Source organism: Kineococcus auxinigenes, assembly GCF_050871525.1.
Classification (GTDB): domain Bacteria; phylum Actinomycetota; class Actinomycetes; order Actinomycetales; family Kineococcaceae; genus Kineococcus.
On sequence record NZ_JBKBCT010000022.1, the window covers coordinates 15,091 to 27,618 of the forward strand.

A 12,528-nucleotide genomic window follows, 5' to 3' on the forward strand; every position below is an offset into this window, starting at 1 on the left:
GGCTGTGGGGGCTCCCAGTGGAGATCGAAGTCCAGCACCACGACGAGGACGGCGCCGTCCGCCGTCCCGAGCACCCGGGCCTGCCCGGCGGGCGCCCCGAGCTGCGGCTCGTGGCCCCCCTGCGCGAGGAGGTGCCCCAGGCCCCCTCGGTCCTCGGCGCCCCGCCCACCGGGCTGTCCGGCCTGACGCCCGAGGACCCGGGCTGGCAGGAGCTGGCCCTGTGCGCGCAGACCGACCCCGAGGCGTTCTTCCCGGAGAAGGGCGGCTCCACCCGCGAGGCCAAGCGCGTCTGCCAGTCCTGCGAGGTGCGCCAGGAGTGCCTGGAGTACGCCCTGGGCAACGACGAGCGCTTCGGCATCTGGGGCGGGCTCTCCGAGCGCGAGCGCCGCCGGCTCAAGCGCCGCACCGGCTGAAGCCGCCGCGGGGCCCGGCCACCCCTGGGCTCACTCCCCGCCGTAGCGGGGGTCCACCTCCTCGGGGTCCATGTCCAGCAGGTGCGCCACCTGCTCCACGACCACGTCGGCCACGAGGTCCTCGAGGTCCTCGCCGCCGGCGCGCGTCTCCAGCGGCCGCCGGTACAGCACCACCCGCGCCGGCCCCGAGCCGTCCGCGGGGAACAGGCGCCCCAGCGGCACGACCTCGTCCTCCCACGGGGCGGGGTCGGAGGGCGGGACGTCCTCCACCGCGAACTCCACGCCGGCCAGCTGCTCCGCCCAGCGACGCTCCAGCAGCTCCACCGCGTCCAGCACCAGGTCGTCGAAGCGCTCTGCGCGGGTGCGGGCCGCCGGCAGCGAGGCCGGCAGCAGCGGGCCGCGCAGGCCGCGACCGTGGCGGTCGCGCCGCACGCGGCGGCGCCGGCGTTGCGCCCTGGGCGTGCTCATCGGCGCAAGGTACCAAGCCCGCCCCGGCGCGTCCCCGGTCCCGCCCGTCGTCGCGCGCCGCGCCCGTCGCGACACGGTGCGTCCCACCCCGCCGCCGCTCCCCGAGGGCGCGGGATCAGCGGTAGCGTTCGGCGGGTGAACGCTCCCCGCACGAGTCCCGCCGGAGGCGGTGGTGGTCGTCACGGCGCAGCGGTGCGGCGGTGCTCGCGGACGGCGTGCGGCCGGACCGCGGTCGCGACCCTGACCTACGTCTACTCCGACTCCACGGCCGTCCTGGGCCCCCTCGCGGCCTACGCCGAACCCCACTGCTACGACCTGTGCGCCGAGCACGCCGAGCGCCTCACCGCGCCGCGCGGCTGGGAGGTCGTGCGGCTGGCTCCGGAGCTGGTGGAGGCCGCCAGCAGGCACGACGACCTGCTCGCCGTCGCCGAGGCCGTGCGCGACCGCCCCGGCACCGCGCGCCCCGGCGTCGACCCCGACGCCCCCGCCGTGCGGCGCGTGCACCTGCGCGTGCTGCGCGAGGACCACCCGCGCTGAGCGACCACCGGCCCGGAGCCGGGTGTTCCCCCGGACGGGGGCTCAAGCCGCGTCGCGGACCTGCCGATGGACGGGGTGTCACCCCGCGTCGAGCCCCCGGAGGCCCCCGTGCCCGTCGGTCCCAGCAGCACCCGCCGCTCCCGCGCCGCCCGTCCCGCCCCGCCGCTGGGGTCGCTGACCCAGGCCGGGCACCGCGAGGGCACCGCCTGCGGTTCCTGCGGCAGCGAGCGCGTCACCCAGCTGTCGATGTCCCTCACGGACGGCACGCCCGTCCGCTTCGTCTCCTGCCACGTCTGCGAGGAGCGCACGTGGCAGTCCTCCGGCGGCCCGCTGAGCGTGGACTCCGTGCTGGAGCGCACCCGCAAGCAGTGAGGTTCCCGGCGCCGGCCGGTGGCGCGGCGGGTCTCCACGACCCCACCGGCCGGCGGCGGCGCTTGTAGGCTCCCCGCGTGAGCGCCTCCCTGTCGACCGTCGTCAAGGCCTACGACGTCCGGGGGGTCGTCCCCGACCAGCTCGACGCCCCGGTCGTGCGCGCCCTGGGCGCCGCCTTCGCCGAGGTGGTGGTGCTGCCGGAGGCCGCGGCCGGCGCGGCCCCCCGCGCGGTCGTCGGCCACGACATGCGCCCCTCGTCGCCGGAGCTGTCGGCCGCGTTCGCCGACGGGGTGGCCTCGCGCGGCGTGGACGTCGTGCTCATCGGGCTGTGCTCCACCGACGGGCTGTACTTCGCCAGCGGCTCCCTGGACGTGCCCGGCGCGATGTTCACCGCCAGCCACAACCCGGCGCAGTACAACGGCGTCAAGCTGTGCCGGGCCGGCGCGCGCCCCGTGGGCCAGGACACCGGCCTGGCCGCCGTGCGCGAGCTGGCCCAGACCTGGCTGGACGCCGGCGAGGTCCCCGCCGGGACCGCCGCGCCGGGCGCGGTGTCCGGGCAGGACCTGCTCGCCGAGTACGCCGCCCACCTGCGCTCCCTGGTGGACCTGTCCGGCGCGCGGCCGCTGGAGGTCGTGGTGGACGCCGGCAACGGCATGGCCGGGCACACCGTGCCCGCCGTGCTCGGCGACGCGGCCGGGCTGCCGGCGCTGCCCCTGCGGGTCGAGGCGCTGTACTTCGAGCTCGACGGCACCTTCCCCCACCACGAGGCCAACCCCCTGGACCCGGAGAACCTGCGCGACCTGCAGGCCGCCGTCCCGCGCGCCGGCGCCGACCTCGGGCTCGCCTTCGACGGCGACGCCGACCGCTGCTTCGTCGTGGACGAGAACGGCGACCCGGTCAGCCCCAGCGCGGTGACCGCGCTGGTCGCCCGCCGCGAGATCGCCAAGGAGCTGGCCGCCGGGCGCGAGCCCCGGGTGATCCACAACCTCATCACCTCCCGGGCCGTGCCCGAGATCGTCGCCGAGGCCGGCGGCGTGCCGGTGCGCACCCGGGTGGGCCACTCCTTCATCAAGCAGCGCATGGCCGAGGAGGGCGCCGTCTTCGGCGGCGAGCACTCCGCCCACTACTACTTCCGCGAGTTCTGGTCCGCCGACACCGGCATGCTCGCCGCGATGCACGTGCTCGCCGCGCTCGCCGAGAGCGACCTGCCGCTGTCGAAGCTGGCGGCCGAGTACGAGCGCTACGCCTCCAGCGGGGAGGTCAACTCCACCGTGGACGACGCCGCGGCCGTCACCGAGCGGGTCCTGGCGGCGGAGCGCGAGCTGGCCGCCGCGCAGGGCCGTGAGCTGGAGGTGGACCGCCTGGACGGGCTGACCGTCTCCTCCCCGGGCACCGACGGGCAGCCGGTGTGGTGGTTCAACCTGCGCGCCTCGAACACCGAGCCGCTGCTGCGGCTGAACGCCGAGGGCGCCGACCCCGAGACGATGGCAGCCGTGCGCGACCGCGTGCTCGCCGTGGTGCGCGGCGGTGCCCGGTGAGCGCCGCGCCCGCCGGGCTCCGGCTGGAGCCGTGGGTGCTGGAGCTGCTGCGCTGCCCGCTGACCGGGCAACCGCTGACCCCGCTCGAGACGGACGGCGAGGTGTTCCTCGCCACCGCCGACGGCATCCGCTACCCGGTGAGCGACGGCGTGCCCGTGCTGCTGGCCGACGAGGCCCTGGACGTGCCCGAGCACGTGCGCGCCCGGTGGGAGGAGCAGCGGTGAACGCCCTGGACGAGACCCTGCTCGGCGACGGCGACGCCCTCACCGCCGCCGACCCCTCCGGCGTGCTGCGCTCCCTGGCCGGCGCCGGGGCGCAGGTGCGCGAGGCCGTCGAGCTGTCCGCGGGCGCCGGCACCGGCCGGCTCGCCGAGGACGGCCGCCCCCGTGCGGTCGTCGTCGCCGCCCTCGGCGGCGCCTCCGTCGTCGCCGACGTGCTGACCTCCCTGGCCGGGCGCAGCTGCCCCGTGCCGCTGGTGGCCCGCCGCGGCGGGCCGCTGCCCAGCTGGGTCGGCCCGCTGGACCTCGTGGTGGCGGTGTCCATGTCCGGGCGCGCCCCCGGGCCGCTGGCCCTGGCGACCGAGGCCGTGCGCCGGGGCGCGCGCGTGGTCGCGGTCGCCGCGGACGGCTCGCCCCTGGCGGCGCTCGGCGCCCGCCCGGGCAACGTCCACGTCCCCCCGGCGCGGGGCGTGCGCGCCGCGGAGGCCGGCACCCGCTCCTCGCGCGTGTCCCTGTGGTCGATGCTCACCCCGGTGCTGCTGGCCGCCCACGCGCTGGACCTCGTGCGCACCCCCGCACCGGTGCTGGCGGCGGTCGCCGACCGCCTCGACGCCGAGGCGGAGGCCTGCCGGCCGTGGTCGGAGCCCTTCGTCAACCCCGCCAAGGTCCTGGCGATGGAGCTGGCCGGTGCCGTGCCCGTCGTCCTGGCCGACGGCGACCTCACAGCCGCGGCGGCCCGGCGCACCGCCTCGGTGCTGGCGCGCACCGCGCGGGTCCCCGCCGTCGCCGGGGCGCTGCCCGACGACGCCAGCGAGGTCGTCGCCACCTTCGGCGGCCCCTTCGCCGCCCGGCCCGAGGACGTCTTCGCCGACCCGTTCCTGGACGGCCCGACCGGCCCGCGGCTGCAGCTGACCCTGCTGCGCGACGCCCCCGCCGCCGTGCCGGACGCCGAGCGGGTCGTCGCCGACGCGGTCGCCAGGACCGCCGAGGACGCCGGGGTCCGCGTCAGCGAGGTCGTCGCCGAGCCCGGCGAGCCGCTGGTGCGCCTGGCGCAGGTGATCGCCCGCACCGACTTCGCCGCCGCGTACCTCGCGCTCGCCAGCGGCACCGACCCCGCCGCGTCCCCGCAGGTGGCGGACCTGCGCCAGCGCCTGGGGTGAGCGACCCGCGGGGAGGGCGGCGGGCACCGGCGGCGGGGGCCGGCCCGCGCGCCACGGCGCACCGCGACCGGTGCCGTGCCGGCGCGTACCCTGGGAGGGCTCCGGCGTCCGGTGATGCCGAGTGGCTCAGAGGGGCCGCGCCGGGGGCCCACGCCACCGATCCCCCGGAGGGGTAGTTCCGCATGACGTTCGAGTTCGAGGTCCGCGACCTCTCCCTCGCCGAGGCCGGCCGCCACGAGCTGCGCCTGGCCGAGCACGAGATGCCCGGCCTGATGTCGCTGCGCGCCGAGTTCGCCGAGTCGCAGCCGCTGGCCGGCGCCCGCATCGCCGGCTCGCTGCACATGACCGTGCAGACCGCCGTGCTCATCGAGACCCTCGTGGCCCTGGGCGCGCAGGTCCGCTGGGCCAGCTGCAACATCTTCTCCACCCAGGACCAGGCCGCCGCCGCGATCGTCGTGGGCGACGGCACCCCCGAGGCGCCCGCCGGCTCGCCGGTGTTCGCGTGGAAGGGCGAGACCCTCGAGGAGTACTGGCGCCTGGCCGAGCGCATCTTCGACTGGGGCACCGACGCCGAGGGCCACCGCGTGGGCCCCAACATGATCCTCGACGACGGCGGCGACGCCACGATGCTCGTGCTCGAGGGCAAGCGCTTCGAGGCCGCCGGCGCCGTGCCCGAGCCGACCGAGGACGACTCCGAGGAGTACCGCGTCGTCCTGGAGCTGCTGCGCCGCTCCCTCGCCGAGGACCCGCAGCGCTGGACCCGCGTGGCCGAGGGCATCCAGGGCGTCAGCGAGGAGACGACCACCGGTGTGCACCGCCTGGCGGAGTACCACCGCGCCGGCGTGCTGCCGTTCCCGGCGATCAACGTCAACGACGCCGTGACGAAGTCGAAGTTCGACAACAAGTACGGCACCCGCCACTCCCTGATCGACGGCATCAACCGCGCCACCGACGTCCTCATCGGCGGCAAGGTCGCCGTCGTGTGCGGCTACGGCGACGTCGGCAAGGGGTGCGCGGAGTCGCTGCGCGGTCAGGGCGCCCGGGTGATCGTCACCGAGATCGACCCCATCAACGCGCTGCAGGCCGCGATGGACGGCTACCAGGTCGCCCGCCTGGACGACGTCGTCGAGACCGCGGACCTCGTCATCACCGCCACCGGCAACCGCGACGTCGTCATGGCCGGCGACATCGTCCGCATGAAGCACCAGGCGATCCTGGGCAACATCGGCCACTTCGACAACGAGATCGACATGGCCGGCCTGGCCCGCGTGCCCGGCGTGGAGAAGGTCGAGATCAAGCCGCAGGTGCACGAGTGGCGCATCCCCGCCGCCGACGGCCGAGGCGCGCACAGCGTCATCGTGCTCTCCGAGGGCCGGCTGCTGAACCTGGGCAACGCCACCGGCCACCCCAGCTTCGTGATGTCGAACTCCTTCACCAACCAGGTGCTCGCGCAGATCGAGCTGTTCGGCAGGCACGACGCCTACCCCGTGGGCGTGCACGTGCTGCCCAAGCTGCTCGACGAGAAGGTCGCCCGCCTGCACCTGGACGCCCTCGGCGTGCGGCTGACGGAGCTGACCAAGACGCAGGCCGACTACCTCGGCGTGGACGTCGCCGGTCCCTACAAGACCGACGAGTACCGCTACTGAGACCTGGCAGACTGCAGGTCCACGACCGCCCGGCACCCCACGGGGTGCCGGGCGGTCGGCGTCCACGCACCACCCGGCCGAGCACCACCCCGAAGGAGGAGTCCCGTGTCCGACCTGAGCGAGCTGCACGCGGCGCTCGCCGCCGTGCTGCTCACCGACCGCCCCCTCGACGACGTGCTCACCGAGGTCGTCGGCGTGGCCCGCAAGGCCCTGCCCGCCGCCGAGTCGGTCTCCACCACGCTGCTGCGCGGCGAGCGGGCCTTCACCGCCGCCCACGACGGGCAGATGGCCCTGGACGCCGACGAGATGCAGTACGAGCGCGGCTACGGCCCCTGCATGGACGCCGGCCGCGCGGGGCAGGTCTTCGTCATCGAGGACACGAGCACCGAGGAGCGCTGGCCGGACTACGCCCGCGCCGCCGCCGCGGCGGGCATCGGCAGCTCGCTGTCGCTGCCGCTGCCGGTGCAGGGCCGCAGCATCGGGGCGCTGAACTGCTACTCCTCGCGCCCCCGCGCCTTCGGCGAGGAGGACGTCGTGCTCGGGCAGGAGGTCGCCGCGTTCGTCGCGATCGCCGTCGCCAACGCCGACGCCCACGCCCGCTCCACCGAGGACGCCGAGAACATGCGCCGGGCCATGGCCTCGCGCGCCGTCATCGAGCAGGCCAAGGGCGTCCTGGTCGAGCGGCACCGCATCACGCCCGACCAGGCCTTCACCCTGCTCACGCACTCCTCCCAGCACACCAACGTCAAGCTGCGCGACGTCGCCGAGGAGCTGGTGACCACCGGCGTGCTGCGCGGCGCCACGGGCTGAACCCCGCCGGGCCGCGCGGGCTGCGGCCCGGCCGGTGCGGTGGTGTCCGGAACGTCCACGACGGCCCGCCCCGGCGGCTGCCACCGTGGCACCCGTGGACACCCGACCCGCTGACGCCCGCCCCGCTCCCCGCCTGGACCTGATCGGCCTCGTCGTCGCCGACGTGGCCGCCTCCCTCGCCTTCTACCGGCGACTCGGCCTGGACCTGCCGGCCGAGGCCGACGAGCTGCCCCACGTCGAGACGACCCTGCCGGGCGGGCTGCGCCTGGCCTGGGACCGCGAGGACGTCGTGCGCTCCTTCGACCCCGGCTGGACGCGGCCCACCGGCGGGCACCGCACCGCCCTCGCCTTCGACTGCGGCACGCCCGCCGGCGTCGACGAGGTGTTCGCGGACCTCGTCGCGGCGGGGGCCGGCGCGCACCTGCCGCCGTGGGACGCGGCCTGGGGGCAGCGCTACGCCGTCGTGCTGGACCCCGACGGCGGCGCGGTCGACCTCTTCGCCGCGCTCAGCCGCGCAGCCGGCTGAGCGTCGTGCCGGTCAGCGCCCGCACCTCCCGCGCCAGGTGCTGCTGATCGGCGTAACCGGCCCCGGCCGCCACGAGCGCCGCCGGCCGCCCCGCCCGCGCGGCGGCCAGCGCCCGCTGCAGGCGCAGCACGCGCGCGAGCGTCTTCGGCCCGTACCCGAAGGCCGCCAGGCTGGTGCGGTGCAGGCGGCGCTCGCCGATCCCGAGCTCGCCGGCGACCCGGGCGACGGGCAGGCCCCGCGCCAGCAGCCGGGCGGCGTGCCGCACCAGCGGTTCCGGGGGCGCTGCCCGGTGCACCAGGTGGGCGGTGAGCGCGTCGAGGGCCGCGGCCGGGTCGGTGGCGGCGCCGACGCGCTCGGTGAGCTCCCGCACCCGCGCGGCGCCCCACACGTCGGCCAGCGGCACCCGGCGGTCGCGCAGCTGCACCGCCGGCACCCCCAGCACGGCCGGTGCCAGGCCGGGGGGCAGCCGCACCCCGGCCCACGGCCCGCCGCCCGCCCCGGCGTGCGCACGGGTGTCCGGACCCGCCACGACCAGCTCGCGCCCGGACCACAGCAGGTCCACGCAGCCGTCGGGCAGGACCAGCCCGGGGGCCTCGCCGGGCACCGTCCGGTGCGTCCACCGCACCGCCCCGGGCACCGCCGACGCGCGCTCCTCGTGCACCCCGCCCAGTGTGCTGGACGAGCGCACCGGCCCGCCGCGGTGCAGCCTGGAGCCCCCTACCGAGGAGGACGCGCCGTGGGTCTCCTGGACCGGCTGCTGGGCCGCAGGCCGAAGCGCGAGCAGTGGGCGCCGGCACCACCCGCACCGCACCGCGCCCCGCATCCCGCGCACGGCGGGGCGGCGGGAGTCGCTGCCGGCACGGACGAGGCGGCGATCGCCCGCTACCGGTACATGCTGCGCACCGCGCCGCCGGACCAGGTCGAGCAGGCCCACGCCGAGGCCTTCGCGAAGCTGACGCCCGAGCAGCGCCGGCAGGTCCTGGAGCAGCTGTCCGCCGTGGTGCCCGCCTCGGAGCTGCGCGGTGACGACGCGACCTCGCTGGCCCGCACCGCCACCCGCGCTGAGGTGCGCCGCCCGGGCACCCTCGTGCAGGTCTTCAACAGCGGTCCCGGCTACGGCGGGGGCTACGGCGGCGGGTACGGGCGCGGGTTCGGCGGCGGTGGGTTCGGCGTCGGCATGGGCACGGGCCTGGGCGGCAGCCTGCTCGCCGGGGTCGCCGGCGCGTTCGTCGGCACCGCCATCGCCGACGCCCTCATCCCCGACGACTTCGGCAACGAGCACTTCGGCGACGACCAGGCCTACGAGGCGGGCGAGCAGGCCGGCTACGACGAGGGGTACGACGACGGCTCCGGCGCCGCCGACGGCGGGTACGACGAGGGCGCCGGTGGTGGCTACGGCGACGGCTACGGCGACGGCGGTGGGGACTTCGGCGGCGGGTTCGGCGACGGCGGTGACTTCGGCGGGGACTTCGGCGGTGACGTGGAGCTCTGACGCGCCCCGCCCGGTGCTCAGCGCCGCACGACCGAGCGCTCCAGCTCGGCGGTGCGCCGGGCCCTGCGCTGCAGGCGGGTCAGCTCGCGGTCGCGCCGCTCGACCAGGACCGCCGTGATGAACCGCTCCGGGTCGGCGCCCGCCGGGGGCGGCGGCGCGACGTGCGTCAGCAGCGCGCTCGCCAGCGACGTGCCCAGCGCGGTGCGCGAGGAGGGGTGCAGGGAGCCCGCCCGGGCCAGGAACTGCCGGGCGGCCAGCACGGTGCCGTCGGGCGGGCGGCCGATGTCCGCCGACCGCGCCCAGCCCGCCAGCTCCGGCGGCATCGGCGGCAGCGGCACGTGCCGCGCGGCGGTGCGCTCGCGCACCACGTAGGTGCCGGCCAGCAGGTCGCCCACGCGCTTGCCGCGCCTGGTCAGCAGCGCGCAGACGATCGCCGGGCTGCCGGCCAGCGCCCACAGCTCGAAGAACCCGGCCAGGGCCCGCACGACGGCGTGCCGGAAGCGCACCGGGCCGCCGTCGTCGCGCACCGCCCGCACTCCCGCCACCAGCTTGCCCAGCGACCGGCCGCGGGTGGCGGTCTCCACGGCCGTCGGGATGCCGATGAGGCACAGCACCGTCTCGGCGAGCACGACGGCCGCGGTCGCGGCCTCGTCGGTGCTGGAGAGCAGGGCCTGCGAGACGTACAGCAGCGCGCCGAGCACCAGCAGGTGCGCGACCGCGTCGATCGCCGCGGACAGCAGCCGGGACGCGAAGGACGCCGCCCGCAGCCCCAGCACCACCGCCTCGCCGGTGACGACGTCGCCGACGGGGTCCACCGGACGCGCACCGGTGGGCGGCACGGGCCCGGCGGGAGGCGCGGGAGCCGGGTGCGCGGCGGGCCGCGGGACGTCGGTCGGTGCCACCGGGGCACCGTACCCGCCGGCCGGGCGCCCCGGCCGGTCCCGCCGCGGTGCCCGCCGGCGGCGGTGGTGCTCACTACTGTGGCCGGGTGGACGTCGACGCCTTCCGGGCCGTGCACGAGCAGGAGTGGGCGCGGCTGCGCGAGCTGGTGCGCCGCCGCCACCTCACCGGCGAGGAGGCCGACGAGCTGGTGCGCCTGTACCAGCGCACGGCCACCCACCTGTCGGTGCTGCGCTCGGCGCAGTCCGAACCGGTGCTGCTGGACCAGCTGTCCACGCTGCTGGTGCGGGCGCGCTCGCGGCTGACCGGCTCGCGCTACACCTCCTGGCGCCAGCTGGGACACTTCGTCGGCCGAGGGCTGCCCGCGGCGCTGTGGCGGGTGCGGTGGTGGTCCACCGCCGCCGCCGCCTACACCGCGGTGCTCGCCGTGGCGGCGGGCGCGTGGATCGCGGGCGACCCCGCGGCCCAGGCCAGCCTGTTCGGCTCCCGCGAGGACATCCGCCGCCTCGTCGAGGAGGACTTCGCCGGCTACTACTCCGAGTACGCCAACGCCTCCTTCGCGGGGAGGGTGTGGACGAACAACGCGATGGTCGCCGCCACCTGCGTCGTGCTGGGCATCACGGGGGTGTTCGTGCTGGTGGCCCTGACGCAGAACGCCCTCAACGTCGGGCTGCAGGGCGGTCTGCTCGTCGACAACGGGCGCGGCGAGGTCTTCTTCGGCCTCATCGCCCCCCACGGCATCCTGGAGCTGACGGCCGTGTTCGTGGCCGCCGGCGCCGGGATGAAGCTGTTCTGGACGTGGGTGGCGCCCGGGCCGCGCAGCCGCGCGCAGGCCCTGGCCGTCGAGGGGCGCGCCATGGTCGGCCTGGCCCTGGGCCTGGTGGTGGTGCTGTTCGTCTCCGGCCTCATCGAGGGGTTCGTGACGCCCTCGCAACTGCCCACCGCGGCCCGGGTGGGCATCGGCGTGCTGGCCGAGGTCGCGTTCCTGCTGTACGTGCTCCTGCTGGGGCGGCCCGCGGCCGCCGCCGGCGAGACCGGTGACGTGGACGCCCGCTCCGCCGGCGACGCCGCGCCCGTCAGCGGCTGACCCCCCACCGGGCGGCCCGGGCGGCGTCGGGGCCGCTTCAGAGCCGCCCGGCCGCCTTCAGCGCCAGGTAGCGGTCGGCCAGCGCCGGGGCCAGCTCGTCGGGGGCGGCGTGCACCACCTCCACCCCCAGCCGGGCCAGCAGCGCCGCGGTGGCCTCCCGCTCGGCGGCCGCGGTCTCCGCGGCCGCCGCCGTGTACACCTGCTCGGCGTCGGCGCGCGCACGGGCCAGCCGCACCAGCGAGGGGTCGTCCACCGCCGCCAGCACCACCGTGTGCCGGGCGGCGAGCTGCTCCAGGGCGGTCACCAGCCCGGAGTCCAGCACCGAGGTGTCCAGGGCCGTCAGCAGCACCACCAGGGCGCGCTGGCGCGCCATCGAGCGCACCTGGGCGGTGACCGCGTCCCAGTCCGCCTCCACCAGCGACGGCTCCAGCCCCGCCAGCGCCTCCACCAGCTCCGGCAGCAGGCCCGTGCGCGAACCGCTGCGCACCCGTGCGCGCACCGCGCGGTCGTGCGCCACCAGGTCCACCCGGTCGCCGGCGCGCGCGGCCAGCGCCGCCGTCAGCAGCGCCGCCTCGATCGCGGCGTCCAGGCGCACCTCCACCCCGCCGGGACCGCCGCCGATGCGCGCGGCCGCGGTGCGCGAGGCGTCCACCACCAGCAGCACCCGCCGGTCGCGCTCGGGGCGCCAGGTGCGCACCACCACGGACTGCCGGCGCGCGGTGGCCCGCCAGTCGATGGAGCGCACGTCGTCGCCGTCGACGTAGTCGCGCAGCGAGTCGAACTCGGTGCCCTGCCCGCGGTGCTGCACGGCGCTGCGCCCGTCCAGCTCCCGCAGCCGGGCCAGCCGGGAGGGCAGGTGCCGGCGGGAGGTGAACGGCGGCAGCACCCGCAGCCGTCCCGGCAGCGGGCGCGAGCGCTGCCGGGACGCCAGGCCCAGCGGCCCCGTGCAGCGCACGGTGACGCGGTCGGCGAAGCGGTCCCCGCGGCGGGTCGGCACCAGCACCGTGCTCAGCCGGCGGCGCTCCCCGGGCGGCAGGTCCAGGGCGTGCCGCTCGCCGCGCGCGCCCGCCGAGGGCTGCCACGCGTCGCGCAGGACGCCCCGCGCGCGCCGCCGGCCGGTGTTGGCGACGAGCAGCTCGGCGGTGCACGGCTCGCCCAGGCGCACCGCCGGCAGCGGCGAACGCTGCACGGACACCGCCCGCGGGGAGGCGGCCAGCGCGACGTCCACCCCCACCAGCACCGCCGACAGGACCAGCCACGCCCAGAACGCGCCCCAGCCGGGTCGCAGCGCCAGCGCGGCCAGCCCCAGCAGCACCAGCAGCGGCGCCCGCCCCGTCAGCGCCACCGGGTGCTCCCCGCGG

General features: G+C 77.4%; 15 protein-coding genes. 11 read left to right on the forward strand and 4 right to left on the reverse strand.

The annotated features are described in order from the left end of the window. The first annotated feature begins 173 nt into the window (after window positions 1-173). On the forward strand, window positions 174-413 hold the full coding sequence (locus ACRYR9_RS08535) for a WhiB family transcriptional regulator (protein ID WP_432482215.1): 240 nt from the start codon (window positions 174-176) through the stop codon (window positions 411-413). A 30-nt stretch (window positions 414-443) separates the two neighbouring features. On the opposite strand, the gene ACRYR9_RS08540 is transcribed toward ACRYR9_RS08535, so the two are convergent. Next, entirely contained in the window at window positions 444-881 is a 438-nt protein-coding gene (locus ACRYR9_RS08540) for a metallopeptidase family protein (RefSeq protein ID WP_432492007.1), read from the reverse strand. A 135-nt stretch (window positions 882-1,016) separates the two neighbouring features. Here ACRYR9_RS08540 and ACRYR9_RS08545 point away from each other — a divergent pair, with 135 nt between their 5' ends. The 8 genes from ACRYR9_RS08545 to ACRYR9_RS08580 all read left to right on the forward strand — a co-directional run bounded on the left by ACRYR9_RS08545 (window position 1,017) and on the right by ACRYR9_RS08580 (window position 7,688). Next, window positions 1,017-1,418 carry a DUF3499 domain-containing protein gene (locus ACRYR9_RS08545; protein WP_432492005.1) on the forward strand — a complete coding sequence of 134 codons (402 nt, stop codon included), beginning with the start codon at window positions 1,017-1,019 and terminating at the stop codon, window positions 1,416-1,418. A 108-nt stretch (window positions 1,419-1,526) separates the two neighbouring features. Further along, entirely contained in the window at window positions 1,527-1,790 is a 264-nt protein-coding gene (locus ACRYR9_RS08550) for a hypothetical protein (RefSeq protein WP_432492003.1), read from the forward strand. Between the two features lie 77 nt (window positions 1,791-1,867). Further along, a complete protein-coding gene (locus ACRYR9_RS08555) occupies window positions 1,868-3,328 on the forward strand; it encodes a phosphomannomutase/phosphoglucomutase (protein ID WP_432492001.1) in 1,461 nt (486 codons plus the stop codon). Beyond that, window positions 3,325-3,552, forward strand: coding sequence for a Trm112 family protein (locus ACRYR9_RS08560; protein WP_432491999.1), 228 nt, complete (start codon window positions 3,325-3,327; stop codon window positions 3,550-3,552). The genes ACRYR9_RS08555 and ACRYR9_RS08560 overlap by 4 nt, the downstream gene beginning before the upstream one ends. Then, window positions 3,549-4,706, forward strand: coding sequence for an SIS domain-containing protein (locus ACRYR9_RS08565; protein ID WP_432509226.1), 1,158 nt, complete (start codon window positions 3,549-3,551; stop codon window positions 4,704-4,706). Before ACRYR9_RS08560 ends, ACRYR9_RS08565 begins: the two co-directional genes overlap by 4 nt. A gap of 182 nt (window positions 4,707-4,888) precedes the next feature. After that, on the forward strand, window positions 4,889-6,352 hold the full coding sequence (gene ahcY, locus ACRYR9_RS08570; RefSeq protein ID WP_432496098.1) for an adenosylhomocysteinase: 1,464 nt from the start codon (window positions 4,889-4,891) through the stop codon (window positions 6,350-6,352). 105 nt (window positions 6,353-6,457) lie between these two features. Continuing rightward, a complete protein-coding gene (locus ACRYR9_RS08575) occupies window positions 6,458-7,162 on the forward strand; it encodes a GAF and ANTAR domain-containing protein (RefSeq protein WP_432496101.1) in 705 nt (234 codons plus the stop codon). A gap of 94 nt (window positions 7,163-7,256) precedes the next feature. Next, on the forward strand, window positions 7,257-7,688 hold the full coding sequence (locus ACRYR9_RS08580) for a VOC family protein (protein ID WP_432496104.1): 432 nt from the start codon (window positions 7,257-7,259) through the stop codon (window positions 7,686-7,688). Here the strand turns inward: ACRYR9_RS08580 and ACRYR9_RS08585 are convergent. Then, window positions 7,669-8,349 (reverse strand): helix-turn-helix domain-containing protein, encoded by a 681-nt coding sequence (locus tag ACRYR9_RS08585; protein ID WP_432496107.1) that lies wholly within the window; start codon window positions 8,347-8,349, stop codon window positions 7,669-7,671. The two genes, ACRYR9_RS08580 and ACRYR9_RS08585, sit on opposite strands and share 20 nt — an antisense overlap. Before the next feature lie 75 nt (window positions 8,350-8,424). On the opposite strand from ACRYR9_RS08585, the gene ACRYR9_RS08590 reads away from it, so the two are divergent. Continuing rightward, a complete protein-coding gene (locus tag ACRYR9_RS08590) occupies window positions 8,425-9,180 on the forward strand; it encodes a hypothetical protein (protein ID WP_432496109.1) in 756 nt (251 codons plus the stop codon). Between the two features lie 17 nt (window positions 9,181-9,197). Here ACRYR9_RS08590 and ACRYR9_RS08595 read toward each other — a convergent pair whose 3' ends face one another. After that, a complete protein-coding gene (locus ACRYR9_RS08595; protein ID WP_432496111.1) occupies window positions 9,198-10,082 on the reverse strand; it encodes an RDD family protein in 885 nt (294 codons plus the stop codon). An 86-nt stretch (window positions 10,083-10,168) separates the two neighbouring features. On the opposite strand from ACRYR9_RS08595, the gene ACRYR9_RS08600 reads away from it, so the two are divergent. Further along, window positions 10,169-11,167: a stage II sporulation protein M gene (locus tag ACRYR9_RS08600; protein WP_432496113.1), complete on the forward strand. Its 999-nt coding sequence runs from the start codon at window positions 10,169-10,171 to the stop codon at window positions 11,165-11,167. A gap of 37 nt (window positions 11,168-11,204) precedes the next feature. Here the strand turns inward: ACRYR9_RS08600 and ACRYR9_RS08605 are convergent, their stop codons facing one another. Next, complete coding sequence (locus tag ACRYR9_RS08605) at window positions 11,205-12,512, reverse strand: DUF58 domain-containing protein (RefSeq protein ID WP_432496115.1); 1,308 nt, start codon at window positions 12,510-12,512, stop codon at window positions 11,205-11,207. Between the last annotated feature and the right edge of the window lie 16 nt (window positions 12,513-12,528).

Coding starts and splice junctions, on each gene's coding strand:
- ahcY (WP_432496098.1), top strand. CDS start 4,889: ATGACGTTCGAGTTCGAGGTCCGCGACCTCTCCCTCGCCGAGGCCGGC.
- ACRYR9_RS08540 (WP_432492007.1), bottom strand. CDS start 881: ATGAGCACGCCCAGGGCGCAACGCCGGCGCCGCCGCGTGCGGCGCGAC.